General features: G+C 65.3%; 29 protein-coding genes and 1 pseudogene. 8 read left to right on the top strand and 22 right to left on the bottom strand.

Annotated features, from left to right (window positions below):
- The coding region (locus J1777_RS07410; protein WP_197615013.1) for an MFS transporter at window positions 1-529 on the top strand (529 nt) is incomplete at its 5' end.
- A gap of 46 nt (window positions 530-575) precedes the next feature.
- Here J1777_RS07410 and J1777_RS07405 read toward each other — a convergent pair.
- Together J1777_RS07405 and J1777_RS07400 are read right to left on the bottom strand one after the other, a co-directional pair.
- The gene (locus J1777_RS07405; protein ID WP_003821138.1) at window positions 576-1,079 is read right to left on the bottom strand and encodes a ClbS/DfsB family four-helix bundle protein; all 504 of its coding nucleotides are present in this window, start codon (window positions 1,077-1,079) and stop codon (window positions 576-578) included.
- A gap of 181 nt (window positions 1,080-1,260) precedes the next feature.
- On the bottom strand, window positions 1,261-1,803 hold the full coding sequence (locus J1777_RS07400; protein WP_015912832.1) for a nuclear transport factor 2 family protein: 543 nt from the start codon (window positions 1,801-1,803) through the stop codon (window positions 1,261-1,263).
- A 199-nt stretch (window positions 1,804-2,002) separates the two neighbouring features.
- Between J1777_RS07400 and J1777_RS07395 the strand changes: the two genes are divergently transcribed.
- Window positions 2,003-2,698, top strand: coding sequence for a FadR/GntR family transcriptional regulator (locus tag J1777_RS07395; RefSeq protein WP_003821135.1), 696 nt, complete (start codon window positions 2,003-2,005; stop codon window positions 2,696-2,698).
- Window positions 2,699-2,853: 155 nt separating this feature from the next.
- Here the strand turns inward: J1777_RS07395 and J1777_RS07390 are convergent, their stop codons facing one another.
- Window positions 2,854-3,264 carry a hypothetical protein gene (locus J1777_RS07390; RefSeq protein ID WP_012614065.1) on the bottom strand — a complete coding sequence of 137 codons (411 nt, stop codon included), beginning with the start codon at window positions 3,262-3,264 and terminating at the stop codon, window positions 2,854-2,856.
- A 180-nt stretch (window positions 3,265-3,444) separates the two neighbouring features.
- Here J1777_RS07390 and copM point away from each other — a divergent pair, with 180 nt between their 5' ends.
- The 3 genes from copM (at window position 3,445) to kdsA (ending at window position 5,461) form a co-directional block, all read left to right on the top strand.
- The gene (gene copM / locus J1777_RS07385) at window positions 3,445-4,146 is read left to right on the top strand and encodes a CopM family metallochaperone (RefSeq protein ID WP_003821133.1); all 702 of its coding nucleotides are present in this window, start codon (window positions 3,445-3,447) and stop codon (window positions 4,144-4,146) included.
- Between the two features lie 10 nt (window positions 4,147-4,156).
- Window positions 4,157-4,414 (top strand): glutaredoxin family protein, encoded by a 258-nt coding sequence (locus J1777_RS07380; protein WP_003821132.1) that lies wholly within the window; start codon window positions 4,157-4,159, stop codon window positions 4,412-4,414.
- 201 nt (window positions 4,415-4,615) lie between these two features.
- Window positions 4,616-5,461 (top strand): 3-deoxy-8-phosphooctulonate synthase, encoded by an 846-nt coding sequence (kdsA, locus tag J1777_RS07375; RefSeq protein ID WP_024082531.1) that lies wholly within the window; start codon window positions 4,616-4,618, stop codon window positions 5,459-5,461.
- Window positions 5,462-5,511: 50 nt separating this feature from the next.
- On the opposite strand, the gene mobH is transcribed toward kdsA, so the two are convergent.
- Window positions 5,512-7,383, bottom strand: coding sequence for a MobH family relaxase (mobH, locus tag J1777_RS07370; protein WP_003821130.1), 1,872 nt, complete (start codon window positions 7,381-7,383; stop codon window positions 5,512-5,514).
- A gap of 316 nt (window positions 7,384-7,699) precedes the next feature.
- Here mobH and J1777_RS07365 point away from each other — a divergent pair, with 316 nt between their 5' ends.
- The 3 genes from J1777_RS07365 to J1777_RS07355 all read left to right on the top strand — a co-directional run bounded on the left by J1777_RS07365 (window position 7,700) and on the right by J1777_RS07355 (window position 9,421).
- A complete protein-coding gene (locus J1777_RS07365; RefSeq protein WP_003821129.1) occupies window positions 7,700-8,326 on the top strand; it encodes an integrase in 627 nt (208 codons plus the stop codon).
- Window positions 8,327-8,338: 12 nt separating this feature from the next.
- Window positions 8,339-8,971: an RES family NAD+ phosphorylase gene (locus J1777_RS07360; RefSeq protein WP_012614066.1), complete on the top strand. Its 633-nt coding sequence runs from the start codon at window positions 8,339-8,341 to the stop codon at window positions 8,969-8,971.
- Window positions 8,972-9,055: 84 nt separating this feature from the next.
- A complete protein-coding gene (locus tag J1777_RS07355; RefSeq protein WP_003821127.1) occupies window positions 9,056-9,421 on the top strand; it encodes a DUF3742 family protein in 366 nt (121 codons plus the stop codon).
- A gap of 11 nt (window positions 9,422-9,432) precedes the next feature.
- Here the strand turns inward: J1777_RS07355 and J1777_RS07350 are convergent, their stop codons facing one another.
- The 18 genes and pseudogenes from J1777_RS07350 to J1777_RS07265 all read right to left on the bottom strand — a co-directional run.
- Window positions 9,433-10,953 carry a conjugal transfer protein TraG N-terminal domain-containing protein gene (locus J1777_RS07350; RefSeq protein ID WP_003821126.1) on the bottom strand — a complete coding sequence of 507 codons (1,521 nt, stop codon included), beginning with the start codon at window positions 10,951-10,953 and terminating at the stop codon, window positions 9,433-9,435.
- Window positions 10,954-10,968: 15 nt separating this feature from the next.
- On the bottom strand, window positions 10,969-11,340 hold the full coding sequence (locus tag J1777_RS07345; RefSeq protein WP_003821125.1) for a hypothetical protein: 372 nt from the start codon (window positions 11,338-11,340) through the stop codon (window positions 10,969-10,971).
- Window positions 11,337-12,734, bottom strand: a complete 1,398-nt coding sequence (locus tag J1777_RS07340) for an integrating conjugative element protein (RefSeq protein ID WP_003821123.1) — start codon at window positions 12,732-12,734, stop codon at window positions 11,337-11,339. The genes J1777_RS07345 and J1777_RS07340 overlap by 4 nt, the downstream gene beginning before the upstream one ends.
- A 9-nt stretch (window positions 12,735-12,743) precedes the next feature.
- On the bottom strand, window positions 12,744-13,691 hold the full coding sequence (locus tag J1777_RS07335) for a TIGR03756 family integrating conjugative element protein (RefSeq protein WP_012614067.1): 948 nt from the start codon (window positions 13,689-13,691) through the stop codon (window positions 12,744-12,746).
- Window positions 13,688-14,134, bottom strand: a complete 447-nt coding sequence (locus tag J1777_RS07330; RefSeq protein WP_003821119.1) for a TIGR03757 family integrating conjugative element protein — start codon at window positions 14,132-14,134, stop codon at window positions 13,688-13,690. The genes J1777_RS07335 and J1777_RS07330 overlap by 4 nt, the downstream gene beginning before the upstream one ends.
- Window positions 14,135-14,296: 162 nt before the next feature.
- Window positions 14,297-14,791, bottom strand: coding sequence for a JAB domain-containing protein (locus J1777_RS07325; protein WP_003821118.1), 495 nt, complete (start codon window positions 14,789-14,791; stop codon window positions 14,297-14,299).
- Between the two features lie 182 nt (window positions 14,792-14,973).
- A complete protein-coding gene (locus J1777_RS07320) occupies window positions 14,974-15,759 on the bottom strand; it encodes a DsbA family protein (RefSeq protein ID WP_012614069.1) in 786 nt (261 codons plus the stop codon).
- A 13-nt stretch (window positions 15,760-15,772) separates the two neighbouring features.
- The gene (locus tag J1777_RS07315) at window positions 15,773-18,649 is read right to left on the bottom strand and encodes a conjugative transfer ATPase (protein WP_003821116.1); all 2,877 of its coding nucleotides are present in this window, start codon (window positions 18,647-18,649) and stop codon (window positions 15,773-15,775) included.
- Window positions 18,649-19,089, bottom strand: coding sequence for a TIGR03751 family conjugal transfer lipoprotein (locus J1777_RS07310; RefSeq protein ID WP_003821115.1), 441 nt, complete (start codon window positions 19,087-19,089; stop codon window positions 18,649-18,651). The genes J1777_RS07315 and J1777_RS07310 overlap by 1 nt, the downstream gene beginning before the upstream one ends.
- Window positions 19,070-20,488 (bottom strand): TIGR03752 family integrating conjugative element protein, encoded by a 1,419-nt coding sequence (locus J1777_RS07305; protein WP_003821113.1) that lies wholly within the window; start codon window positions 20,486-20,488, stop codon window positions 19,070-19,072. Before J1777_RS07305 ends, J1777_RS07310 begins: the two co-directional genes overlap by 20 nt.
- The gene (locus J1777_RS07300) at window positions 20,478-21,395 is read right to left on the bottom strand and encodes a TIGR03749 family integrating conjugative element protein (RefSeq protein ID WP_003821112.1); all 918 of its coding nucleotides are present in this window, start codon (window positions 21,393-21,395) and stop codon (window positions 20,478-20,480) included. The genes J1777_RS07305 and J1777_RS07300 overlap by 11 nt, the downstream gene beginning before the upstream one ends.
- Window positions 21,392-22,084: a PFL_4703 family integrating conjugative element protein gene (locus tag J1777_RS07295; protein WP_003821110.1), complete on the bottom strand. Its 693-nt coding sequence runs from the start codon at window positions 22,082-22,084 to the stop codon at window positions 21,392-21,394. The genes J1777_RS07300 and J1777_RS07295 overlap by 4 nt, the downstream gene beginning before the upstream one ends.
- The gene (locus J1777_RS07290; protein ID WP_003821108.1) at window positions 22,081-22,491 is read right to left on the bottom strand and encodes a TIGR03750 family conjugal transfer protein; all 411 of its coding nucleotides are present in this window, start codon (window positions 22,489-22,491) and stop codon (window positions 22,081-22,083) included. The genes J1777_RS07295 and J1777_RS07290 overlap by 4 nt, the downstream gene beginning before the upstream one ends.
- 12 nt (window positions 22,492-22,503) lie before the next feature.
- A complete protein-coding gene (locus J1777_RS07285; RefSeq protein WP_003821107.1) occupies window positions 22,504-22,863 on the bottom strand; it encodes a TIGR03745 family integrating conjugative element membrane protein in 360 nt (119 codons plus the stop codon).
- 16 nt (window positions 22,864-22,879) lie between these two features.
- A complete protein-coding gene (locus J1777_RS07280; RefSeq protein WP_003821106.1) occupies window positions 22,880-23,113 on the bottom strand; it encodes a TIGR03758 family integrating conjugative element protein in 234 nt (77 codons plus the stop codon).
- Window positions 23,110-23,490: an integrative conjugative element protein, RAQPRD family gene (locus J1777_RS07275; RefSeq protein ID WP_003821105.1), complete on the bottom strand. Its 381-nt coding sequence runs from the start codon at window positions 23,488-23,490 to the stop codon at window positions 23,110-23,112. Before J1777_RS07275 ends, J1777_RS07280 begins: the two co-directional genes overlap by 4 nt.
- 187 nt (window positions 23,491-23,677) lie before the next feature.
- Window positions 23,678-23,875, bottom strand: a complete 198-nt coding sequence (locus tag J1777_RS07270) for a hypothetical protein (protein ID WP_207575153.1) — start codon at window positions 23,873-23,875, stop codon at window positions 23,678-23,680.
- Window positions 23,863-23,994, bottom strand: a pseudogene (locus J1777_RS07265) (IS481 family transposase); the annotation flags it as partial. The pseudogene J1777_RS07265 and the gene J1777_RS07270, both read right to left, overlap by 13 nt.

Here is a 23,994-nt window from a genome sequence, read left to right as displayed (position 1 = left end):
GGTGTCCTATGGGGTGATGGCGTTCGTGATGACGGCCGCGCCGGTGGCGATGGTCAACCACGGGCATTCGGTGGACAACGCCGCCCTAGGAATACAGTGGCACCTGCTGGCGATGTTCGGGCCGAGCTTTTTCACAGGACGACTGATGGTGCGCTACGGCAAGGAGCGCGTGACCGCCGTCGGCATGGTGCTGCTCGCCGCCTCCGGGGTGGTGGCCCTGGGCGGGCTCGGCCTGTCCCACTTCTGGGGCTCGCTGGCGCTGCTGGGCATCGGCTGGAACTTCAGCTTCATCGGCGCGACGGCGATGGTCACCGATTGCCACACCCCGGCCGAGCGCAGCAAGGCGCAGGGCATGAACGATTTCTTCGTCTTCGCCGCCACGGCGGCCGTGTCGTTCCTCGCGGGATCGATCCTGCACAGCTCGGGCTGGCAGGCGGTCAACTGGATGATCTTCCCGGCCCTGGCGCTGATCCTGGTGCCGCTGCTGTGGCAGGCCGCGCGAAAGCCGGCGCTGCCAGCTCCGGTCTGATCGGAGCGGTGCAAGAGGCGCTCCGCGCAGTGGGTCGCCTCGGCCGCTACAGCACCTGCTTCCACTGGCGCAGCCTCGACAGCGCGTCGTCGTAGGCGGTGGAGGTGAAGAACTGGATCTTGCGCCCGAGGGTCTTCATCGGGCTCAACGCGGGATCGAAAAGCGAGGCGTTCGAATGGTGCGCCACGCAGTCGAGCACCCGGTCCTGTCCCTCCGTGAGCATGGCTTCCAGCTCGCGAAGGTCTCTGCCCGCGAAACGGCGCTGGAAGCCGGCAGAAAGACGCTCGGCCCGCTGCGCCATCGCACTCGGCGAGTAAAAGGACGCCGAAGGTCCAGGCGTCCGATCATGCGCGAACTGCAGGATCATCGTGTTCCAGACGATGACGTCCACCAGGACCATCGCAGCGTTGGTATGCAGGCGCGGCTCCTGCCAGATCATGGCCGTGTGCCGGTAGTGGCTGGCGGGAATGGTGGCAGCTTCTACCCCGAGCTTTCGGTGGCTGGCGCGAACCTTGTCAAGGAGTTCCTGCTTCGTGGTTGGTAGTTTCATTCGGGATTTCTATTTCATCGAGACAAGGCTCGATAACCGGCGTGTCAGATATTCATCAAGTCACCAGCGCAATTACCTTGGATTGAGGAAAAGCGCTTGCCTCACCGCTGCGCTGGCGGCGCCGAGGGCTTGTGCATGATGAAGCGGGACATGTCGGTGATTTCCTGTTTGCGGATTTACGTTACTGCTGAAGCTGCTTCTGCATGGTGTTGTGGTTGTAGTAGTCGCTGGCATAGACAATCTTTCCGTTCGAAACACGGAAGAAGCTCGCGCCGAAATAACTGATGGTCGAACTGGAGGGCGACGTCCCGCCATTGCTGTTCTTGGTGGCGGTGAATTCCCACTCGATCGCCACACCATCGCCGGAGGCAACCGGCTGCGAACGGATTTTCATTTTTCGGTCGGGCAGGATTTTCATCAGAAACTGCGAGACTTCGGTAATGGCTTGAGGCCCAGTGCGGGACGCTTCATTGCTGGTATTGAAATAGACGACGTTGGAATCGAGCACTTTTTCCATCGCGTCGGTTCGCCCGCCATTCCAGGCGTCAAGGTATTGCCGGACCACCTTCACGTTCTCTGGCTCATCTGCCGCCTGCGACGTGACGCTATAGGCGAGTGAAGCCAGCCCGAGGAATATCGCTCCCAAAGCCTGCACCGGACGGCAGCGCAAGCCGTCTGAAGAACGAAGGGGCCTGAATGACAGGGCGTGCTGCATGTTGTTCATGGTCGAAATACTCCAAAAGGTGTTGAAAAAAATCCCGCTCGCACGGGCGTGGTGGAAAATCGCATGTCGCGCGCAACGAAGCACAGGCCGTCGGCAATTGCTCTTTTGTCAAATACATAGAATCATCCTATGTATAAGGCCTGAGTTGCTACAATCGAGGTCCGATGGGCTCCCGTCTCTACGTCATTTGAGAACCGCGATGAATAACCGCTTCACACTCCCACAGGCGCCGCGGCGTTCGCTCGTCGATTCGACGATTGAGCTGATCCGCGGCCAGATCGAGGGAGGCGCCTGGAAGGTCGGCGAGCGCATCCCCAGGGAGCAGGAACTGGCCGAGATGCTGGAGGTTGGCCGCAACACGGTGCGGGAAGCCATTCGCGTGCTCTCGCACGGCCAGGTCCTGGAAGTCCGCCAGGGTGATGGCACCTACGTGCGAACCAATATCGATCCGGCCGAGGTCATGCGCCGTGTCGGGCGTTCCGGCTTGCGAGAGCACTTCGCGTTGCGCTGCATGCTGGAAACCGAGGCGGCCAGGTTGGCCGCGGTGCATCGGTCCAAGGCGGACGTTGGGCTGCTGCGCCGACTGTTGAAGGCCCGCGGCGAGCAGGAGCAACACGCATCGAGCGCGGCCTTTGCCGAGGCCGATACGGCTTTCCACTGCGCGATCGCCGGGATGTGCGGCAACGGCGCGCTGGCTGAGCTGTACCGCTACTTCGCGAACTCGGTCCGCATGAACACGCTGACTGCGCTGAAGGACAAGGAACTGCCCGAGCCGGGTCTCGCGACCCATGAGGCGATCGTGGATGCTATCGAGCGCCAGGATGGAGAAGCAGCTGCGGCGGCTGTGCGGAACGTGGTCGCTCCGCTGATTGCGGCACTTGAGAAATCGGGTTGATCCGAGCGCGACTCCCGCGCTGGCAATGCCGCTTTCCATCGAGCAGCCGGTCGCCGGCCCCGTTGATCGGAACGCGGGTTGTTTCCCGGAGAGCACGCGGTAGCCGGTCCTCATGGATAGGCCCTTGGTGCGCTACAGCGACCGGACGGTGCTGTTCATATCGAATCTTCGACGCGACCACCCGCCAGGACATACCGGGCCAGCGCCTCGGCATCGGCGTGGGTGGCCCGGGTGGACTGCGGTGTACCGAAAGCCTGGACGAGCTTTGGCAGCATGGCCTCCAACTGGGCTCGCTTATCCGAATCCGGTTCGACGTGGATGAGCGCGAGCAATGTGCCGCCAAGCGTCTCCTTGTGAGTCTTCAGCCAGACGCCGCGCTGAGCGCGATCGTCGAGAGTCTCTTCTGGCCCTCCCGCGACGTAGATAAGCACGAAGGGCTTTCCGCAGGCGACGAGTTCATCCATTTCCGCGCACCAGGCGCTGCTGTATCCGTTGTAGATGCTTGCGCCGTCGAAGCGGACGATGGGGAAATCGCTGGTGTCGTGAACTTTCGGTTGCTGGGACATGATCCTGGACTCTCGCTATTAACGTCCTAACATCCTACCTTTGTTGAGAATTACTTGCAACTGAAATGGGCATGGGCACACCGCCGTGCAGCGCCAAGTGACGGGCGAAATAAGGGCTTGACCTTCCAACAATGGGAGGCCCTACAGTGAACCCATCAACCTCATTCAAGGAGTTTTTTCATGAAGGTCAACAAGTTCAGCCTCTTGTTCATTGCGGGCGCCGTCGTGGTCGCCGCCGGCCTGATGGCCGTCCAGAAGAAGGTGGTCGTCCCGTCGGGTGAAGCGATGCAGGCCAGTGCGGGCGGAGGTCACCAAGGGCACGCGATGCCCTCCAGCGCCTCGGCCAATGACAGTCCTTCCACGACCGCGTATCGCGCCGTGAACGACCAGATGCACGCCGGGATGGGAGCGCAGTTCACTGGCAACGCCGACGTCGATTTCATGCGTGGCATGATCCCGCACCACCAGGGCGCGATCGACATGGCCAAGGTGGCGCTGCAGTACGGCAAGGACCCGGAGGTTCACAAGCTGGCCCAGGAGGTCATCACCGTGCAGGAAGGCGAGATCGCCATGATGAACAAGTGGCTGGGCGACAACGGCCAGCAGGCGGCGGCCGGCAGCTCGGGCGATGCCTCGACGGCCGCCTACCGTGCCGGCAACGACCGCATGCATGCGGACATGATGATCGACTTCAGCGGCGACGCCGATGTGGACTTCATGCGCGGCATGATCCCGCACCACCAGGGTGCGATCGACATGGCCAAGGTGGCGCTGCAGTACGGCAAGAACCCGGAGGTCCGCAAGTTGGCTCAGGAGGTCATCTCCGCGCAGGAAGGCGAGATCGCCATGATGAAGAGTTGGCTTGTCGCTCGGGGCAAGTGAAGGCACGACCATGAACCAAGCCAACACCCCGCGCATCCTCATCTATAGCACTCCAACTTGCCCGGACTGCCGGGCACTAAAGGAGTGGTTGTCCCAGCAGGGCATCGCGTTTGAAGAGCGCGACCTGACCGACCCGAAGATTTCCGCGGAGGCCAAGTCACGAACCGGCGTGCGCGTGGCCCCGATCACGATCGTCGGCGACGAGGTCTTCTATGGCACCTTCGCGAGCCAGAAGCCGAGGCTGATGAAGGCGCTCGGTCTTCAGTGAGCCGCTGAAGGAAGACCGTGGTCACGGGCGGAGTCGCCGGTGCGGACCCCGGTCGGACCCTGTAAGCGCTGTTGTGGACGCGTCTGCACGCAAAGCTCAAGACCGTGAGGCATTCTTCGCCGACGACGCTCGGCGCTTTCGCCTGCGGTCGTTGACATCACGAGAGGAATTTTTATGCGATCGACATCATCAGCCACCTCCCTGCACGTCGCCATTTCCGAGGGCATCACAGTCGCCAACGACCTGCCGTTCGTGCTGTTCGGCGGCATCAACGTCATCGAGGATCTCGATACGACCCTGGCTGCGGCTGAGCACTTCGCGGAGGTGACGCGCAAGCTGGGGATACCCTTCGTTTTCAAGGCGTCGTTCGACAAGGCCAATCGCTCGTCGATCCATTCTTTCCGAGGTGTCGGCCTGGAGGAAGGGCTGCGGGTCCTCGATGCGGTCAAGTCGCGGTTCGGATGCCCAGTCTTGACCGACGTGCATGAGGTTGAGCAGGCCATGCAGGTCGCTGCCGTTGCCGACGTACTGCAAGTTCCGGCCTTCCTGGCCCGGCAGACCGATCTGGTGGCCGCCATTGCCCGCACCGGTCGGGTAGTGAATGTCAAGAAGCCGCAGTTCCTCAGCCCGGGCCAGATCAGGCATGTCGTCCACAAACTGCACGAGGCTGGCAACCCGCGCGTCCTGCTGTGCGAGCGTGGCACGCAGTTCGGCTACGACAATCTCGTCGTGGACATGTTGGGCTTCCGCGAAATGAGCGTTGCCAGCAGTGGCCTGCCACTGGTGTTCGACGTAACCCATAGCCTGCAGCGGCGAGAAGCGGATGCGTTGGCTTCGGGTGGGCGTCGCCAACAGTTGCCCGAACTCGCGCGGGCCGGCATGGCGGTCGGCATTGGCGGTTTGTTCCTCGAAGCACACGCCGACCCGGCGCATGCACGTTGTGACGGACCCAGCGCTCTGCCACTGGACACGCTCGAACCGCTGCTGCGGCAGGTCAAGGCGGTGGACCAACTCGTCAAGTCGTTCGAGCCTCTTCGGATCGACTGAAGCTTGCCACCCGTTCAAACAGAACGTGTGGCACTTCCCCTCTTAGTCGGCTATTTGAGCGACAGATAAGGATTGTTCGGTGGAACGGCATCGAATATGTGCGATGGGTCTTCGAGCAAATAGCCATGCACCTGGCGCGTTTTGCGCGGTCCCATGACCTCGCACGTCCTGATGTTCAGACCCGATGGCTGTTTCCTGTGGAGTCCGAGTTTTTCAAAGCGCTTCTGCACCCACTGCCAGTCCTGCAGGGCCGCGTCCTTCGCAAGCGGCCCAATGGTTGGATGCTCTTGTGCGTAGCGCTGGAAAACACCAGGGCTGATCAGGTAAACCGTGTCGGACACGGTATGTACCAGGGCCTTGGCGTCATTGATGATGAGCTTGCGGGTCTGGACGGCCTGTTTCAGCCAGGCCATGAAATGCTCGCCCGATGGCCGCCCGGTAAATGAGGCGAAATCGTGCGGCGCAGGCGCGGCGGTCGGCGCCGAAGGACCTGGGGCCGATGCGGGAGGGTCGAGCGGCACCGCTGCATCGTCGGCACCCTCTGGCGGGGCTTCGACGGACTGCTCCGGCTCAGGCGTTGTCTCGAACATCGCCAGCATGCTTTCCAGTGGGTCGGCCGGATTGCGCTGCGTGCTGGGAGGTATGGCGTGACTTCCGCCCGACTGATCTGGACGGCTGCTTGCTGCGGGCTCCTTCTCCGTTGCCACCGCTGCTCCAGGTAGCAATGCAGCGTCGGGTGCGGACGGGCGCGGCCCGTCCTCGGCCTCGCCGGCGTTGTCCACGGTCACGGTTCCCGCAAATGGGCTGGGTCGCTCCGAGGGCTCCCAGATCAGCGCCGGGGCCAGGCGCAGGAGCGTGAAGGCATGGGACCAGCCACTCTCACTGGTAATAGTTGCGCGCCAGATGGCCTTGCCGGAGGCGGTGGGCTGCAACATGGCATGATCCTGTAGCACGTTGAACACGGCCGTGTTGTTCGCGGGGATGCCATCGACCCCCTGGGACAGCAGGTGCGCGCGCAGCTTGTCCGAGACTGTCTTGCTCACCAGCCACAGCGCGTCCTCGGTGAGCCAGCCATCGGAGGCCTCCGGCTGGTTCAGTTTCAGCTCTTCCTTGAGCAGGTAGCGCAGCCCGTTGACCAGCTTGCGTTGGAGCGAGTGCTTGGGCGCGGCCATGGCGCGCGCGGGATCGCCGCCCAGCTCCTGGGCGACGGAGGCGCGGTCGGCCTGCACGACAAGCTCGCCCAGAACCCCGGCGTGCTCGTACTGCCCAGCCAAGACGTAGAGCAGCGGCGCCCACAAGGATGGATAGCCACTGAGCCAGTCCAGCAGATCGCGATTGAGCAATTGCTGGTACAGCAAGCCTGTCGCGGCGCTATGAAGCCGGTACTCGCGGTCGTCGCGGTAGCGGAAGCGGTACGGTTGGCGCAGCGGGCCGTGCCATGGGTGCCAGGTGCTGCCGTCGGCCAGCTCGACGTGCAGATCGACGGCCACCTTGCCGATGTCATGGAGCAGTGCGGCATAGGCGACGGCCGCAGTCCAGGCTTCGGCCTGCGCCGCCTGGTCTTCGGGGCTGGCCCCGATGGGCAGCAGATGGGACTGCCGCAGCTTTAGGCTGTAGGCGACGATTTCGAGGCCATGGTCGAGCATGCCGCCCGGGTAGGCATGGTGATGCGCTTCGGAAGCCGGGAAGGCCTGGACCAGCTCGGCGTAGCGCTCCAGCGGCGCGCGGTACAGGGAGGCGAACTGCTTGCGCGAAAGCGAGGTGCGCTGCCAGATGTGTTCCAGCAGCTTCTGCCGGCGCGGGGTGGCGAGCAACGATGCGGCCGACTCCGGCCGCATCAACCCTTTCGGGAGGTCGGTGGCGGGTGCTGGCGACGGCGCGGCAGCGACCGGGGGCCGTTTTCGCTGGAACAGGGAGAGCATGTCGGTGTCCTGATGGCGGGCCGGGCGGGAGGCCTTTTGGCCTTTTCAAGGTAGGGCCTTTCCCCTTGCACCCCATTCCCTTGCCGTTTCGACCCTTTGGCCTTTAACCGTTTCGGTATAGCGGGGCCTGGGCTGCGGCTCCAGCGTCAATGCGGAACCCGCACGAATGGATTAGACGGCGACCTGGCGCTGGGCCCCGGCCTATGCTGCCGGGGCGCTACACCGCCAGGTAGGCTCCCACCCGGGCGACTAAGTTGACAAATGCGACAAAGGAGACTAGAGTGAATCCTGTCTCAAACCTACCTGGGAGCTGACCATGCCCACTGCGATCGAATTCATTGCCGACCGGCTGCCGCGAGTCACGGTGGAGGATGTGCGACGCTTCGCCGATACCGTCGAAATCCGGGATGCACCGGCGTTCGCGGCTGAGTTGCAGGCGTTCATCCACGAGCGCGTGGAGGCGGTGACGCTGCCCGCCAACCTGGAAGGTGAAACGGTGGCGCAGGCCTTGCAGCGCAAGGCGGCCGCGTTGCGCTCCGACACGCGCTGGACACCGGCTGAAACCGATGTCCAGCGAGGCCGCGCCTTGCTGCTGGAAGCCTTCAACCAGCCGGACAACCTGCCGCCTGCCGAGTTCGCCAAGCTGGCGGACAAGTCGCGCCAGCAAATCTACAAGGACATCCTCGCCCGTCGGCTGCTGGCGCTGAACGTGGGGCCGCGCGGCCAGAAGCTGCCCGACTGGCAGCTCGACCCGGTGAAGCAGCAGTTGACCCAAACCGTGCTCCAGGAGGTCGAGGGCATCGACCACTGGACGATCTACCGCGCGCTGTCCGAACCCCTCGAAGGCCTGGGTGGTCGCTCGCCCGTGGATGCGGTGACGCATGGCACGATCGATGACGTGGCCGAGGCCGTGTTCAACGTGCTGGGCGTCCAGGTGCATTGAAGCGAGACCGCCATGAGCCACGAGCTGCCTTCGTTCCTGATCGATGCCGGTGAACTGCTCCAGCATGTGAGCCGCGTCGTCTATCGGGGCAGCCCGCTGTACTATGGCCGCAGCAGCACGAATCGCTACGATGACCCAGCGGGGGCCTACGGCGTGCTCTACCTGGGGCGCGACCTGCCCACGGCGCTGATGGAGTCGGTGTTTCACAAGCACCAGTGGCTTGCGGACACGCAACGCTCGATCGCGCTGAAAGAAGTCCAAGCCCGGATGGTGCGCGCAGTAGGCGTGATGGACGACGTGTTTCTGGCCGATCTCACGGCGCAGGGCGTCATGGCGGGCTACTTCGGCCTGAACCTGGAGCAGTTGGCCAGCCGCGACTACACGCACACGCAGCGGGTGTCCGCCCAGGTGCATGCGATGCTCGGAGATGATGGCCAGGCGCTGTTCGACGGGGTGCTCTATCCGTCGCGCAACAACTATCCCGCCAAGAGCATCGCCCTGTTCGAGCGTGCGGGAGCGAAGGTTGGCGTCATCGAGGACATCGACCTGGTGGACCATGTGGACTGGCCGCGTTTCGTTGTTACCTACCGCATCGGCGTTGAACCCGACCCCGGCCCGGTGGGGCCGGATGACGAAGCGTCCTGAAGCAGCAAGAAAACACATTGAAGCCGCAAACCGAATGAAGTGGAGCAAACTGGAATAGGCATTCCTCAACAGCAGGAGACGACCATGAACACGACGACCCGCACCAGCACCGCAGAACGCCTCGGCCGCGCCTTTGGCCGCGGATGGCGTGCCTATGCGCGACGCGAACGGCGGGCGTCGAACTGGTTGGTGTCCAAGGGCATGCCGCGAGCTGGCGCTACCGCGCTCGTGTGGGTAGCCAAGCTGGCTGTACTGGGGGTGCTGCTCTACGTTGCGTTTTGGTTTGCACTCGTGATGCTGGGCGTTGCGGCGGCGGGATGGGCTGCTGCTGCAAATACTTCGGATGAGGACGAGTGGCCTTTCACCGACCTCACCGAGCTGCGCAAGACGCCGGGCTACGATCCCAACCTGTACAACGACACGTCGCACGAGTTGTACACCGACGACTGACCGGCCTCGCGCTATTTCAGTTTTCCTCCGGTGAGCGCCCCGGCACCCTTGCCGCCAGCTTGGCCGGCGCTCTTGCTGCCATCGGAAAGTCCCTGGATGACGTGCCCGGCCCGAATCCCAACCCAGGTAAGGCTCGCCAGCCAGAATCCCGGCAGAACCAGGAACATCGTGCCCATGACGAACATCAGGAGCATGTCGCCGAAGGCGTTGTTCAACCCTACCAGCGGGTCAAAGTTGGTGTGCGGCCGGTTCCAGCCAAAGCCCCAGCCATAAAGCGCGTCCAGAATCGTTGAATCGATCCAGCGTGCGAGCTGGAACCAGAAGTCCGTGAAGAACAGCGCGAACTGCACGACGCTGACGGTGACGACCGTCTTCAGGTCGTAGGTGCCCACAACCAGCACGAGCGGGATGCAGATGACCAGCGCCATCTTCAGTAAGGCGAGGATCATGGGCAGGGATTGGCGCACGACATCCATGGCAGGAAACGCGGCAATCGCGCCGACTGCCATCCCCACGTCGCCCGTGGCGCGCGTCACGATGTTCGGCAGGGTCTTGTCGATCTGGCCGCCGTAGTCCGTATAGACGCTGCCCTGGTTCAGTTTCTGCTGCCGCGGTGACGCGATGGCGCGGATCACCGAATCGTCCACCTCGGCCCGGCTGAGGAACCCGGCCCAGCCCGCCAGGCGATTCAGCAGGGTCGGGTCCACTTGCCCCAGCAGCCGCGCGCGCAGGCCGTTGCTGCCGTCTGACCACCACTGCCTGCAGGTCGGGTAGCCGCCACCATTGGCAACCTGCGCGAGGCCTGCATCGCGGGTGTCGTCATAGGGCCATGCCTCGCGCGCCGTGCTGGAGCGGTAGCTGTCGTAGTAGCCACCCGTGTCCGTGAAAAAGCGCGAGCCGATCCAGGTTACGTCGTGCATCTGCTGCTCATCGAGATCCGGGCGCTGCATGAACAATTTGGCCCGCGCAGGCCCATAGCAATCCCGCGAGAAGTCCGCGACCTCCTGAGCCAGTACCGGGTCGTCAATGCGGGTCGCGTCGATCTCCATCCTCATCTGCCGCAGGTCCGTACCGCACGGGATCGCCGCTACCGAGGCGCTCGTGACGGCGCGCGAGAGCGCGTGCATGAAAGCCCACCAGACCGGCACCTTCGCCGACTGGTTGTTGATGGTGCTGAAGGACTGCGACCAGCCGGTTTCCGTGGGCTGCGGCACGCTGACCTGGCACTGCGCCGAGCGCGAGCTGTCGTACTGGATGGTGCTGAGGTCCACGTCGATGAACGGAATGCCCGCGAACATCACCACCACGATCGCGACGAACACCCGGTTCTCGATACGGGCGGCACTCAGAACGCCTTTGTTGCCCTCGTCAGCGCCTTCCGCGCGGGCCTTCAGCCACTCCTGCACGACGATGGCGACGAAAGGCAGCGCGAACACCCCGCTGGACACCAGCACGGCCCAGATACCGTTGTTGACGATCCAGGACACGAGGGTGAGGTAGTACTCCAGATAGTCGGTCGTGAAGAGCGTCATGGCCCCGATCTCCCCTCAAGCGGCCTGCATCAACAGGCTGGCTTCCAGCGCGACGATGGCGACGACGCCGGCGACCTCGGTACGGATCAGCCGGCGCCGCGCCTGCCCATCTGTCCCGCTTTGGTCTTCGCGGGCCAGCACCCGGCGGCGCATCCAGAACCATCCATAGGCCGTTGCCGCGTACACGCACAGCCGCCAGATGAAGAAATACCCTGCGGAGGCCGCCAGCCACCGTTCCCAGCCTGCAACGCTGCCGACCAGGTTGATGCCCGCGACGTTCGCCCCCACTGCGGCGGCAACGATAAGCACCAGCCACAGCAGCGTCTTCGCCGCGCGCCGGCTGAACAACCAGCGCAGCGGCCGCCAGGCCATGCGCGCCGGGCTCATGGCCGACTCCCCGGATTGCCCTTCTGGAGCTGGTCGAGACGGTCCGGCACAGGATCGCCCTCGTAGATGCCGCGCGAACCGGCCGCGCGCGCGCCGTGGCGCTGGATGATCGCCATGGGCGAGTTGTTCGCCAGTTCGCGCCGCAGCTCCAGTTCGGTCTTGAGGTTGCGAATCTCACGGTCGAGCGTGTCGCTCTCGTGGTTCACCGCCTCCACGGCAAGTTCGTTCGCCGCGACGTTGGGCTCCTTCTTGCCCGTGAGCAGCGTGCGCTGCAGCAGCAGCGCTTTCTCCAGCACGGATGCCAGCGCGACCTCGGACGCGAGGCGCTGCGACAGCAGGTGCTGGTCGGGCTCGTCGCGCAGCGCCTCGATCACGCCGCGCGTGATCGGCAGCGACGCACTGCCAGCTTCGCGCAGGTTCTCCGGCGTCGTGTTCTTGGCCTTGGTTACCAGGTCCTGGAGCGCCTGCAGCTTGGCGTCGTACTCCTCCTGGATCAGCGGCGTGAGCCCGACGCCCGGCGTCGTCTCGGTCTTGGTGCAGGCATCGCACGTGCGCTGCTCCTTCTCGCCGAGCACGCGCGTGGCCCACTCGACGGCAGCCTGCGGCGAGGTCCAGGTCTGGCACGAGAGACTGCTGCAACTGGCCGGCGCAATGGACGAGGTGTCGGTCACGCCGCGGCCGTTGACCAGGTTGTAGCCAGCGCGGGTGACATCGCCGACGACCTTGATCGCGGGCTGGCCGGAGCCGCCCGCGTTGCTGCCCCCGACCCACGGCACGCCGTCATTGCCGCGGCGCGTCTCGGCCTGCTCGATGGCCGAGACCGCATCCGTGCTCGACACGGCATCGCGCAGCGCCAGCCCTTCGGCCATCTGGCTCCAGCCGAGTTGGCCGCCCGCCGTTTCGGCCATCTTCTCGGCCATGGCACGGCACGTCAGCTTGCTGCGGTCGAAATCCAGCCGCGCCTGCAGCACGCCATTGGTGAGCAGGTTGTACAGACCGGGATCGGCCCGCTGGATGATCAGTGCGGGCAACGATGCCACCGCACTGGTGGCACTCTGGATCACCGACGACATGATTTGCTGGAAGCCGTTGGTAATGCCGTTAAGTTGGTTCTTCAACGTGGTCTGGATGCTCATGTCGCCGCAGATCAAGTTGCTGTTCCAACCCACGCCGACACCGATGGAGCGCATGCCGGCTGCACGTCCCATCGACACGGCGTTGCCGCCACCGATCGAGTACATGACGTCATCGCCGATGACGCTGCCGCTGGTCTGGTATCCCAGTTGACCCCAGGCCACGCCGCTGCCCAGCGCGAGCGCGCCGGCCAGTGCCAGGACGATCTCCGTGCGACGTACCCGGCGGGAGAACGGATTGAATGCAGGACGGAACTTCATGGCACCCCCTCAGAGGAAATCGACGCTGCCCAGGAACACCTGGCCCCGGCGCTCGCAGCAGGCATACGGCCGCCACAGCGCCCATGCGTAGTCGCCTTGCTGGGCCTGGGTAAGGAAGCCGCTGCGCGGGAAGACCGTGCAGGACGAGGACAGGACGGGCGTGAGTTCTTGCCACTTGCCGGTCGAGGCATCGCCCTCCATCAGCGCGCCGGCCGGCCAGTAGCCGTCACGGGAGTTGGCAAGCAACGGCTGATAGACGTGGATCTGCCCGCGGCGCGTGACCACATCGCCCGCACGCTGGGCCACCACTGCGCCGGCCTTGAAGTCGTCGGTCTGGTGCAGGAAGCCGCCACGGGGATACACGTTGCCCCAGAGATTCATCGTGGTACGGGCACCGACTTCGCGCCGGCCCGGAATCAGCGCTTCCGGGTAGGCCATCTCGGGCACGTTGTAGCGCCAGGCCAGCGTATCCAGGGTGCTGAGCAAGTACGGCATAAACGCCGTGCCCGCGCCCTCACAGAAGTAGCCTGACGAAGAGACGAACTGGTTGAACACCTCTGCGCCGGGGTGACCGATGACATCCGCGTTCTTGAATTTGGCGAGGCTGTTTTCGTGATCCTCGTTCGTCGTTCCGTCGCCGCCAGCTTGGGCGGACGGGTTGGGCGTGCTCATTGCCTGGACTTCGACCCAGGGGTTTTCTCCGGTATTCGAGTACGACGACACCACTGCATCGGGGATGTAGTGGCGCACCTTGATCGACGTGCGCACGGTGCAGCCCGTCCATGTGCAGTAGAGCCAGTAGCAGATGCCGACGACGCGGTATTCGAGGCAATCGGGCGATGCCACCGAGCCGATGATGGTCGCTGTATTGAGGGCGTAGCTGCCCGTGGCGCTGAGCAGCAGCAACGAAGCCACGCCAGCGCGCAGGCGGCGCATCAGGTCGAATGGTCGGGTCACGGCTGGGTCCTCCGGTGCTGCTCGATGCGCGCGACAGCGCGAGCCACATCCGGCTCGCCATAGACCACATAGCGCCTGTCCACCACCACGGCCGGGAGGCTGGTGATGCCGAGGCTCCATGCGTCGGTAACGCCTTGGTATGCGGAAGCGATGCGTCGCTGCAGATCGGCACCGCCGCCATTCAGCCGGCGCTTGACGATGGCCGTCGCCTGTTCGGGGTCGGTGGGCAGTCCCGCGGAAAGCTCCGCTTCAATCCTGTGGGCTTCGTCCAGCTCGATCAGCCGCTCGCCGCCCATGGTCTTGACCGGGTGGCGGCTGTCGGTGACGACCACCACGTCGGCGGCGAAGGTGGCCGGGCTGAAAACGGCCAGGGCTGCCGGCAGCGCCACGGCCCGGCCGAGGGTTCGCCAGCCCGGCGCGAACCTGGAAAGGGATGCTGTCATGTCGCGTGCCCTTGAAGTTGATCAGAGCAGTAGTCAAACGCGAAGCCGACGCGGCCCCAACAAACAATGCGCATCGCGCACTGCCCGCATACCTGCTTGTCTCGCGCCCATGAAAAAGCGGAGGCCGAAGCCTCCGCGTGGATCAGGGAGCCGATGCCGTCGCTACAGCAGGCCGGATTCCGCGAACGAGTACGGCGTGCCCTGGCCGACGATGAGGTGATCCAGCACCCTCACGTCGATCAGCGACAACGCGGCCCTCAGCGTTTGGGTCAACGCACGGTCCGCGCTCGACGGCTCCGTGCAGCCCGAAGGGTGTTGGTGAGAAAAAATGACCGCTGCCGCATTCAGTTCCAAGGCACGCTGCACGATCGGACGCGCATGCACCGAGGTCGAATGGATCGTGCCTCTGAACATCGGCTCGTAGGCCAGCACCTCGTGCATGCTGTTGAGGAACACGATGGCGAAGACTTCATTGGGCTCGGCGGCCAGTTTCAGGCGCAGGTAGTCCTTGACGGCGGCAGGCCTCTCCAGGGATGGCCCCTTCTTGAAGACCCGCTGCTCCAGCAGCGCGATGGCTTGCCGGATGATCCAGTCATCGGATTGGGACATGGGGGCAAAACGTGGCTCCACGCAGGAGTCGTTGGCGACGAGAGACATGGCGGACCTCCAGAAAGTGAGCGGAGGGCGCCACCCTGGGAGGGCAAGCCCTCCTGGGGATGGAAACAGCGGAACAAGGTGCATCCATCACCGCGCGGCGGTGATTGTTCGCGGCCAGGATGCGAAAGCGAACGGGTAGCGGTCAGCGCGGCGAGCCGCGCCGTAGCCTTCAAGACCGAGGGCTACCTGGGCATGTCGCCGACAACGTCGGCAGGCATTTCGGATGTGGGGGTGGCGGGCGAACCCGGCGCGTCGCTGGCCATTTCCCCGGCCGCCAGCAGGTCCATGGCCGAGAGCAAGGCATCGCCCTCGATCGGCCCCTGCAACAGGATGGCCTGGCCCGTCTGGCGATCGAGCAGTCGCAGCGACGGCGTGGCGGTCACGCCGCTCTTGGTGGCTTCCGCGGCCTGCGCGCGGATGGCCACGTTGGGGCGCTCGCTAGCCATGCACTGTTCGATGGCTGACGTTGTTTCGGGGTAACGCAAGCCATCGGGCAAGCCCTGGCCGTCGCTGCGCGTGTGGGCATAGACCCATTCGACCGCCTGCCAGAACGCCGCATGCCCGCCCGCTTCGGCGGCGCACTCGGCCAGACGTGCCTCGGCCGACGCGGCAGGCTCGTGCGCGGCCAGCGGCTGGTGATGCCATTGCAGCGCCACGTCGGTGTTGTTGCCGACCCAGCGCTTGAGCTGCGGGAAATACTCCCGGCAGAACGGGCATTCCAGGTCGGCATAGAGCGTCAGCGTGAAACGGCCTTCCGGGTTGCCCATCTGCCAGGGTGGCCCAGCGACCTGCGCCGTGCTGACCGGCGCGCGCGACGGCGCTGAGGATTCGCCGGGCGTCCGGGACACCAGCCAGATCAGCAGCAGCGCGACCAGCGCAGCAGCCAATACCCAGGGCCAGCGAGGCCGCCAGCGGCGACGGCGGAACGCCTGGACCTGCATCGGAATGGAAGGACGTTTCTGTTCCATGGCGTTCTCCGGTTTACGACAGTTCCAGGGCCGGCGACTCGATGCCGCGGGCCTGGTCGATCTTCTCGGCCACCTTGAAAGCCGCTTCCAGTTCGGTGCAGCCGTACTGCTGCATGAGCTGGTAGCGTTCGGCCTTCTCCTCGGGTTCTGTCTGCGCGAGGGCGAGGTACAGGGACGGCGGCACGGCGCGGAACAGCACTTCCATGCTCTTGGAGAGGATGACGCCTTCGGTGAATTTCCCCGCTTCCTTGCGCGCCGAAAGCATCAGCGCCTTCTGCGCGGGCGAGAGTTCGCGGAACCGCGCGATCTTCTCAACTTCATCGGGCGGCATGCTGAGACAGATCCACCACTCGATCATGTTGAGCATGGGCTCCGCGGCGCGCGGCAGGTCGTCGATGTTCTGCGTCGCGAGCCAGAACCAGGCCCCCAATTTCCTCCACATCTTTGTAATTTTCACGACGTAGGGCGCGAGCAGCGGGTTCTTCGTGATGATGTGGCCTTCGTCGGTGACGTTGATGATCGGGCGTCCCAGGTATTGGTCGCGCTCGGCGATGTTGTTCACCGTGCTGATCAGGCTGATGTAAGCGATGGAGAGCTGCGCGTTGTAGCCCTCGCGGGCGTATGTCGCGAGGTCAACCAAGGTGATGTCGGCTTCGGGCCACGGCGTGCCGTCGCGGTCGAACATTTCGCCGTCCGTGCCTTGACAGAACATGTCCATCGCATCCGCCATCTCCAGCAGCCGCACGCGGCGCATTTCGGGCAGCGTCGGGTCCTGGCCGCGGGCGCGCAACGCGTTGCGCACGTCGCGCGTAAGCACCGTGCGTTTGTCGGCCACGCAGTGCTCGGCGGCGTCGAGGATGCACTGACGGATCAGCGAGCGGTCAGCCCGCGTCATCCGGGCTTCCTCCTTGTCCTCTCCGCCCGTGATCATCAGCCGCGCCGTGATCTCCAGTTCGCCGAGCACGTCGCGCTGCTCGTCCGCCTCCATGGCCGAGGCATCTGGTGGCGGGTCTTCATCCAGCGCGTCGGCGTCGAGCGTCTGCACGTCGCTGGGCGTCTCGATCAGCCGACGCGCGTCTGCGAATGGCGCGAGGCTGATGCCCGAACCTGGGGCCAGCTTGACCCGGTTTACCGTCAGCCCGAGCATGCGTGCGAAGTCGCTGAACAGGCCGAAGCTGTTGCCAGCCTCCACGATGAACAGCCGCGGTCGGTAGATGGCCGTGACCTGATTCAAGAGGTTGTTGAGCGTGGCGCTCTTGCCGGAGCCGGTGGGGCCGAACAGGAACAGATGGGCGTTCATCTGCCGATCCAGGCGGCTGAGCGGGTCGAAGGTGATCGGCCCGCCACCGCGGTTGAACATCGTGATGCCCGGGTGCCCCGTACCTTGAGCGCGGCCCCACACCGGCGACAGGTTCGCCGCGTGCTGAGCGAACATCAGTTGGGTGTACCACTTGCGCCGATCCTGGCCGGGGTTGTAGCAGCATGGCAGCCACCGCAAGTAGCTGTTGAGCGGCGCCACCTCGTCGTCCTCGCGCACCGGCTGCAAGCCAGCATTGAGCATCACGTTCGCCAGGTCCAGGCCGCGCCGGTCCAGTTCCGCTTCGTCGCGTCCGCGCAGGTAGAATGCCAGCGTCCCCCGGTAGAGCTTGTGTGCGCTGCCGATGAGGGAGCGGGCTTCCTGCACGTCCTTCAACGTCTGCTCCGACGCCAGCGTCTCGCCCACGGCCTTCTTCGCCAGGTGGTTGAGATCCGCTTCCAGGACATCCTGCGGCGTGGCGACCATCGTGAGACACAGCAAGGTGTCTTCCGGCATCTGGTCGAACAGCGTGTTGATGGCATCCCCTTTGCGGGTCTCGCCGGTCAGGTGTCCGGTGCCGGGCGGCATGCGCAGCCGGTCGGTGATCAGCACGCGGTGCGGCATGCCGTCGAAATACCAGGTGCCGTGCTCCACGTCGGAGCGTGGCTGGCCGAAGAACAGCCGCTGGCTGAAATCCCGCCCGCTCGCCAGCTCGATTTCGCCGGCCTCGCTTTCTTCGGTGCTGTCGGGGTAGCGCGCCAGCGCGTAGAAGCGCTCCCGGTCCTCTGCACTCGGTCCAAGCATCGCCGGGCGCGGATTGAACCACCGCAGCAGCCAGTCGTGGACGTCGGCTGCGACCATGCGCCGTGCCTGGATGCCGGCGTTCGCCAGGCCGCCGCACAGGCGGTCGCAGACGATGTTCAGCATCTGCTCGGGCGTCTGGCCGCGGCGGCTTGCCTGCCCAGTTGCACGGCGATAGATCACCATGCGCACCCGCCGCGTCTGGCCGCGCCAGCGCAGCCGCGTGACCACCGTGTCCTCGAACAGGCCGCCCGGCTTGGCGACCGCGCGCAGGTGGTGGCCGAAGAAGCGCAAGTAGAACTCGGTGAAAGCGGTGCCGCGGGCACGCGGCTGCACGTAGTCGCGCAGGGTCTGCATGTACTGGTCGAAGCTGGGCTCGTCCTGGGCATAGAGCTGGAGTACCCAGGGGTTTTCGTCCAGCTCATCGAACGAGTCCTGGAGCGCGTTCTCCAAGGCATCGCGGGCATGCGCGAGCCAGCCGGGCTCCCGCCCCTCGGTGCCCAGCGGCACCAGCTCGTAGAAGGCAGCGACCGACTGCCCATCCTCCAGCAGCATGGACTTCGACTGCGGCAAGAACTCCACCCAAGGCAGCAGTTCCGCGAACGACGGCGCGACGTCGTACAGCGCCTGCTCGTCGGCTACCGTCGCCGGCCTGCGGCCCTGGACCGCTGCGCCGGGTTCAGGGACGCCGGCCTGGCGCAAGGCCTCGACGTGGCGCTGCCAGCCGTCCGGCTTCTCTTCGTCGCCGGTGCCGGATGCGGCCAGCTTCGGCCAGGGAAGTTCCCAGCGCATCAATAGTCCTCCAGCCGTTCACCGGGCATGGCGTACTGCACGCGCTGGTACAGGGGGAAGACCGTCGTGTAGCCCGGAACCGGCACGGGGTCCGTGCCCGCCAGGTGCGGGTACACATACATGACGAGATCGGGGTTGGGCAGGCGCTGGAACTGGCGATAAACCTCGTTGCGCGCCGTGCGCGTGTAGCGCATCTGCTCGACGGGCGCAGCCTGCACATCGGCGTCGGTCAGCGGCCGGCGCAGGCTCTGGCGCGCGTCGAGCAACTGCCGGCGCGCGACCTGGCCGGTGCCACTGCCGCCGCCACCCGTTTCCTGCTGCCAGATGTCCATCATGGTGCGGTCGCTATGGGTCAGCAGTTCTTCCTTGCTGGTGGCGCAACCGCTGAGCACGGCGACGGCCGCGGCCAGCGCGAGGCCCTTAATCGAGTTCGAGCGCATGGCTTTCTCCTGCACGGTGATCGACGCGCCGGCCTTCGGGGTCGTGATCGATGGCCAGCGGCTTTTCGAGGTGGACGGCGACCTTGGCGCCTGGCTGCACATAGACGGCGGCGAAAGCCTGTCCGTAGAGCTTGTTGACCCAGGTCGACATGTCCCGGACGCCGCCCGCGAGGATCTGGCCGACTGCTTCCTTGCCGCTGATGCCCACGGTGCCGATGGCGCCGTCCGAGCCGACGTAGGACATGCGGCCGCTGTCGCTCTCGATGAGCGAGGCCACGCCGGCTCCGGCCGCGGTGATCAGAGCTTGCGACCCGAGGTACTGCTGGGCGTTGCTGCGCCGTTCGCCGCTGACGCACGGGATGCCGTGCGGGTCGCTGATCCAGCCCAGGCCGTCGCGCTGCTGGTTGTTCTGCTGGTTGCCTTCGCGGTCTTCGGGAATCGTGCGGATCGTGCCGTCGTTGAAGACGAAGGTGATGCTGCGAACCTGGCCGCGCACGCACGAGAGCGTCCAGTCGCCCGATGCGGTTCCGGAGAACACCGCGCCGGCCACGTCGGGAATGTCGATGCCGTTGGCAGTCAGATTGTCCGGCCCGACCAGCACCTTGAAGGGGTACGGATCGTTCACCGTCCCGTCGATCGGCACGCGCCCAATCAGCGCCGTCATCGCCACGGAGCCCATCAGTGTCGAGTTGGTCGGCACGGTATAGACCGGCTTGGCGCTCTTGACGCCTGCCGCACCTGCGCCGGCGTTCGCCACGGTTTCCGCGGTGGTTTCCAGTGTGCTTTGTGCCGGGCCGAAGCTCGTCGGGAAGCTCATGCCGCTGCCTGCGCCACGACTGCCATTGCGGCCCTCGGCCTTCTTCGCGTCGTCCGGTTCGACCCAGCGCATGCCGCCTTCCATGCCGGCCTCGTCGCCGCCGCGCAGCCCCAGGCCCACCGGCAGATCAGCGTGACCGCCGCCGCGCCCGCCAATGCTGTCCAGGCGCCGCTGCAGGTCGGCGAGCAGCCCCTCGGTCTGCTGGCGCGCGCTGGCCGCCTGTTCCTGGTCGCGGCGCAGGTTGGAGCGCTCGGATTCGAGGGCCGAATTGATGCGCTGATCAATGGAGTTCTCCCGCTGGCGCAGCCGCTGGTTTTCCTCGCGCTGCGACTTGTTGTCGGTCAGCGCGGTCTGAAGCTCGGTGCGCAACTGTTTCACCTGGGCGACGAGCGTTGCCACGGTATCGCGCGGGGTATCGCCTTCGATGCCCAACGCCTTCATTTCCTCGGGCGTGAGCTTGGAGCCAGCATCCGCGGCGGGCGGTGCCGACGTGCTTCCACCGGAGAACAGCCGGATGGCAACGAACAGCACCAGCAAGGCGACCGGGATCATCAGCCACTTGAGCAAGCCGTTACTGCGCATGGCGGGCCTCCTTGCCATCGTCGGCTTCAGCTTCCCGCTGCGGCAGATGCACGGCCGGGTCGAAGCGGTGGATCGCCGGCAGCAGCGATTGCGCGAGGCCGTGCCCGCGCGTCACCAGGTACAGGACGGTCGTGTCCTCGGGCGTCCCGCGCGGTCCGAGCGCTTCGTGCTGGAAGGTGGCGGTGAGGAAATCGCCTTGCAGCACGCGCGGGTCGAGCGTGACCCAGCCGCTGCTGCTGTTGGTCAGGCGCACGGCCGTGACCCACTGGTCTTCCAGACGCCACGACGCGAGCGCGACCGCGCGCACCGGCAGCGTCGGCATCAGCGTGCCGAGGTCGAGGTCACGGCGCAGGTTCACCCGCATGACGCCAGGCAGCGACTCCACAGTGCGCAGCGGCGCGTAGAGGTTCTGCGCGGCGAAGCGCGTCAGGACGACCGGAACCGGGGTTTCGCGCCGGGTCGCCCGCGTACCTGCTTGGTCCTGGGCGCGTGCCGGGGCCTCATCGGCACCGCCTGGCTGATCGCCGTAGCGCGCAGGGGTGCTGCTGCCCTCGACGATGCGCACCGGCTCCAGCTCGGCTTCGCCGTCTTTGGGCGGCTCGGCCGCAATGTCGAGCAGGATCAGCGCGCCCGTGTCGGCGTCCTGCAATTGCAGCCGCGTGGGCTCGATCGGCTCGCTGGCGCGCAGGTACACCGCGCCACCTGCGCTCTGCACGCGCAGGCGTTCGCCCACGCCTGCGGGCACGCCCACGCGGACGTTCCGGTCGATGAACACGATGCGCTCCTGGCCGACCTTCAGCGGCACCGCCAGCGGCATGCGTTCCCACCGCAGAATCTCCACAGCATGGGAGACGGGTGCCGCGGCCACGGCCAGCAGCCCCAGCAGCACGAGTACAGGATGCTTCATGGGGTGTTTCCTCCTTGGGGCGCTTGCGGAGACAGGCCGCCAGGTGCCGGGCGAGTCGGCTCCGGTGCGCTGATGCGCTGGGGCGCGCCGTCGTAGCAGTCCAGCGCCAGGCCGAAGGGGTTGCGGGCGGGATCGACGTCCACCCGCGTGACCTTCACCGGGTAGCGCACGAGCGCGCGCTTGACCTGCTCGGCGCCGTAGTACTCGTCGGCGGTGATGTCGAGCGTCACCACCCAGTCGCGGTCGGAGACCACGCGCACGCGCGCCGTGGGGTCGTCGCCGTAGCCGCGGCCGGGGATCTCATAAATCCCGCGCACGCGCTGGCGCAGCTCGCCCGTGGAACGGCGGTAGTCGTAGTCCGCGCGCAGGAAGGCCTGGCAGGACGGGGTAAGGTACGGCGAGAGCGTGTGGAGGTTGCGCGGATAGTCCTCTTCGCCGTTCGTCGGCCAGCGGTTGAGGGTCTGGAACACGTAGAACGTGAACGCATAGACCGATTCGGGCGGCACTTCCCACCACTTGCGGGTACTGCCCGAGCGCAGGTCGGGCGGGACGTGGATGGTCAGGTCGCGCGGCGCGCTCCACCAGCCACCGCCCATGACCAGGGCGACGATGACCAGCGCACCAGCACCCAGGCGAAGCGTCTTGATGTGCGCCTGCAGGTGGGTGATCTCGTTCTTGAAGCGGCTCATCGTGCCCCCCTTGCAACGGACCTTCGGGTGGACCAGAAGCCGGAGCGCGAGATCAGCACGTGGCCGCCTACCCATCCCGCCATCAGTGGATGGCGCGTGGCGATGCGCCATTGCAGTTGCCGGTACAGCCAGGTGTCGGGGCGCCCGCGCTTGAGCCGGCGCAGGATGCCGCCGCCGATGAAGACGCCCAGGGCCACGCCCAGGACGACGAACGTCGGCGCGATGGCGATCGTGCGGAACACCCAGGACAGCGGCGCGCCGACCAGCAGGCCGGCGGCGCCGGACAGGCCGCAGCAGATCCACAGTTCGTCGGCGGTGAGGCCGCGCACGACAACAGGGTGGCGGTTGAGCCGATGCGGAAGGAACGTGACCGTCCCGTCCGCACGGACGTGCTGCTGCTCGGACATACCGGCCTCGCCTTACAGGATGCCGGTGGCTTCGGTGAGCAGCCAGATGCCGATCACGAGCAGCACGGCACCGATCGCGACGGTGAGGCCAAACTGGCCCCAGGTCTTGCGGCCGGTGTGGATTTCCGCGTAGGTGCCGTAGGCGTGGTAGCAGACGCCGATGAACATCGACGCCACGACCAGGAGGGCTACGAGCATGATGATGTCGTAGCCGTAGTTCCTGATCGTTTCCATGATGCCGTTGCCGGTGCCGCGGGTCGGGTTTTCCAACTGCGGCAAGCCTTGCGCGAACGACAGCGCGGGCAGCGCGGCGGAGCCCAGTGCCACAGCGGCGCGCTGGGCAAGGCGGGAATGGAGGATGCGGTTTTGCATGGTCGTGCCTTTCAGGTCAGGAGAGGAGGAAGAAGCTCAGGACGAGGTACATCGCGACGAAGCGGATGCAGACGCCGAGGAACTGGCGCTGGTTGAGGCGGCTCTCGGACCACCCCACGTAGGCCGTTCGGATGGCCCAGACGCCCCAGACGAGGAGCACCGCGAACACGGCGCCGACCAGGACGGTCGCCATCGCCGAAGGCGCGATGCCGCTGTTGGCTTGAAATGCCGAGACCTGGGCGCCGTTCATGGCTTGGCTTCCGTAGTCGTCGGCGATGGCGAAGCGGACCGCTCGGTGCGGTAGTCGCTGGCCAGTTCGGAGGGGTCGCGCGGCTGGGCACGCGACGGTGTGAGATGGGCCTGGATGCCGGCGCGCACGCGCGCCAAGTCAGCCAGCAACCGCGGGTAATCGAAGTGGTAGCGCTCGCCCGGCTGGATGGGGGCACGCGCGGCGCTGTCGGCGACGGTGCGCTCCAGCGCGTCGAGTTGGCGCAGCGCGGCGACCAGCTCCTGGCGCTGTGCGGGGGACTCGGCCAACGCCATCGGGGACTGACCCAGCAGCAGGGCCGTCACGAGAAAAATGGGCACGCCGCGATGCGCGGCGCGCTGCCAGATCGGAGCCAACATCGCGCCATTCCTGTGTGATCAGAATAGTGCGATGGTGGAGTTCAGGGTGACTGCAGGCAGCAAACAATAGGAAACTGCGCTGATCGGTTTGATTGGCAGCGTGCGTCCAGTTCGCTCAGGGAGTGGTCGTCAGGCCAGAATTCAAGAAGGGAATTTCCACCGGCCGCGTGGCAAAATATCAACGCTCTTACAAAGATCCAGGATAAAAATGCAAGGACTGACCTTTAGAACTGATCAAGATTTTGAGGAAATTTGCTGCTACCTCATGAGGGACTGGGTCGCGCGGAATATGAGGTATGACGTGCAATTCAGAAGATACGGCGGAAATGGGCAAAGGCAGCATGGCATTGACATTTTTCCTGCCGTTGGCGGCTACTTGTTGCATCCCGGACGATCATATGGTCGCTTATTGAACAACTCAGGGTGAGTTTGATGCCACTGTTTCATGGCCTGCATAGGTGTTTTGCTGTGCAATGCTGACTGGGGCAGTTGGTGGTTGTACAA

Source organism: Comamonas denitrificans (assembly GCF_017368815.1).
Classification (GTDB): domain Bacteria; phylum Pseudomonadota; class Gammaproteobacteria; order Burkholderiales; family Burkholderiaceae_C; genus Comamonas; species Comamonas denitrificans.
The sequence above is the reverse complement of the archived record's forward strand: the minus strand, read 5'-3'. Positions and strand labels throughout refer to the sequence as shown.

What these genes read in the sequence shown, in the direction of transcription:
- J1777_RS07405 (WP_003821138.1), bottom strand. Translation starts at nt 1,079, where the DNA reads ATGAAACTACCAACCACGAAGCAGGAACTCCTTGACAAGGTTCGCGCC.
- J1777_RS07400 (WP_015912832.1), bottom strand. Translation starts at nt 1,803, where the DNA reads ATGAACAACATGCAGCACGCCCTGTCATTCAGGCCCCTTCGTTCTTCA.
- J1777_RS07395 (WP_003821135.1), top strand. Translation starts at nt 2,003, where the DNA reads ATGAATAACCGCTTCACACTCCCACAGGCGCCGCGGCGTTCGCTCGTC.
- J1777_RS07390 (WP_012614065.1), bottom strand. Translation starts at nt 3,264, where the DNA reads ATGTCCCAGCAACCGAAAGTTCACGACACCAGCGATTTCCCCATCGTC.
- copM (WP_003821133.1), top strand. Translation starts at nt 3,445, where the DNA reads ATGAAGGTCAACAAGTTCAGCCTCTTGTTCATTGCGGGCGCCGTCGTG.
- J1777_RS07380 (WP_003821132.1), top strand. Translation starts at nt 4,157, where the DNA reads ATGAACCAAGCCAACACCCCGCGCATCCTCATCTATAGCACTCCAACT.
- mobH (WP_003821130.1), bottom strand. Translation starts at nt 7,383, where the DNA reads ATGCTCTCCCTGTTCCAGCGAAAACGGCCCCCGGTCGCTGCCGCGCCG.
- J1777_RS07365 (WP_003821129.1), top strand. Translation starts at nt 7,700, where the DNA reads ATGCCCACTGCGATCGAATTCATTGCCGACCGGCTGCCGCGAGTCACG.
- J1777_RS07360 (WP_012614066.1), top strand. Translation starts at nt 8,339, where the DNA reads ATGAGCCACGAGCTGCCTTCGTTCCTGATCGATGCCGGTGAACTGCTC.
- J1777_RS07355 (WP_003821127.1), top strand. Translation starts at nt 9,056, where the DNA reads ATGAACACGACGACCCGCACCAGCACCGCAGAACGCCTCGGCCGCGCC.
- J1777_RS07350 (WP_003821126.1), bottom strand. Translation starts at nt 10,953, where the DNA reads ATGACGCTCTTCACGACCGACTATCTGGAGTACTACCTCACCCTCGTG.
- J1777_RS07345 (WP_003821125.1), bottom strand. Translation starts at nt 11,340, where the DNA reads ATGAGCCCGGCGCGCATGGCCTGGCGGCCGCTGCGCTGGTTGTTCAGC.
- J1777_RS07340 (WP_003821123.1), bottom strand. Translation starts at nt 12,734, where the DNA reads ATGAAGTTCCGTCCTGCATTCAATCCGTTCTCCCGCCGGGTACGTCGC.
- J1777_RS07330 (WP_003821119.1), bottom strand. Translation starts at nt 14,134, where the DNA reads ATGACAGCATCCCTTTCCAGGTTCGCGCCGGGCTGGCGAACCCTCGGC.
- J1777_RS07325 (WP_003821118.1), bottom strand. Translation starts at nt 14,791, where the DNA reads ATGTCTCTCGTCGCCAACGACTCCTGCGTGGAGCCACGTTTTGCCCCC.
- J1777_RS07320 (WP_012614069.1), bottom strand. Translation starts at nt 15,759, where the DNA reads ATGGAACAGAAACGTCCTTCCATTCCGATGCAGGTCCAGGCGTTCCGC.
- J1777_RS07315 (WP_003821116.1), bottom strand. Translation starts at nt 18,649, where the DNA reads ATGCGCTGGGAACTTCCCTGGCCGAAGCTGGCCGCATCCGGCACCGGC.
- J1777_RS07310 (WP_003821115.1), bottom strand. Translation starts at nt 19,089, where the DNA reads ATGCGCTCGAACTCGATTAAGGGCCTCGCGCTGGCCGCGGCCGTCGCC.
- J1777_RS07305 (WP_003821113.1), bottom strand. Translation starts at nt 20,488, where the DNA reads ATGCGCAGTAACGGCTTGCTCAAGTGGCTGATGATCCCGGTCGCCTTG.
- J1777_RS07300 (WP_003821112.1), bottom strand. Translation starts at nt 21,395, where the DNA reads ATGAAGCATCCTGTACTCGTGCTGCTGGGGCTGCTGGCCGTGGCCGCG.
- J1777_RS07295 (WP_003821110.1), bottom strand. Translation starts at nt 22,084, where the DNA reads ATGAGCCGCTTCAAGAACGAGATCACCCACCTGCAGGCGCACATCAAG.
- J1777_RS07290 (WP_003821108.1), bottom strand. Translation starts at nt 22,491, where the DNA reads ATGTCCGAGCAGCAGCACGTCCGTGCGGACGGGACGGTCACGTTCCTT.
- J1777_RS07285 (WP_003821107.1), bottom strand. Translation starts at nt 22,863, where the DNA reads ATGCAAAACCGCATCCTCCATTCCCGCCTTGCCCAGCGCGCCGCTGTG.
- J1777_RS07280 (WP_003821106.1), bottom strand. Translation starts at nt 23,113, where the DNA reads ATGAACGGCGCCCAGGTCTCGGCATTTCAAGCCAACAGCGGCATCGCG.
- J1777_RS07275 (WP_003821105.1), bottom strand. Translation starts at nt 23,490, where the DNA reads ATGTTGGCTCCGATCTGGCAGCGCGCCGCGCATCGCGGCGTGCCCATT.
- J1777_RS07270 (WP_207575153.1), bottom strand. Translation starts at nt 23,875, where the DNA reads ATGCAACAAGTAGCCGCCAACGGCAGGAAAAATGTCAATGCCATGCTG.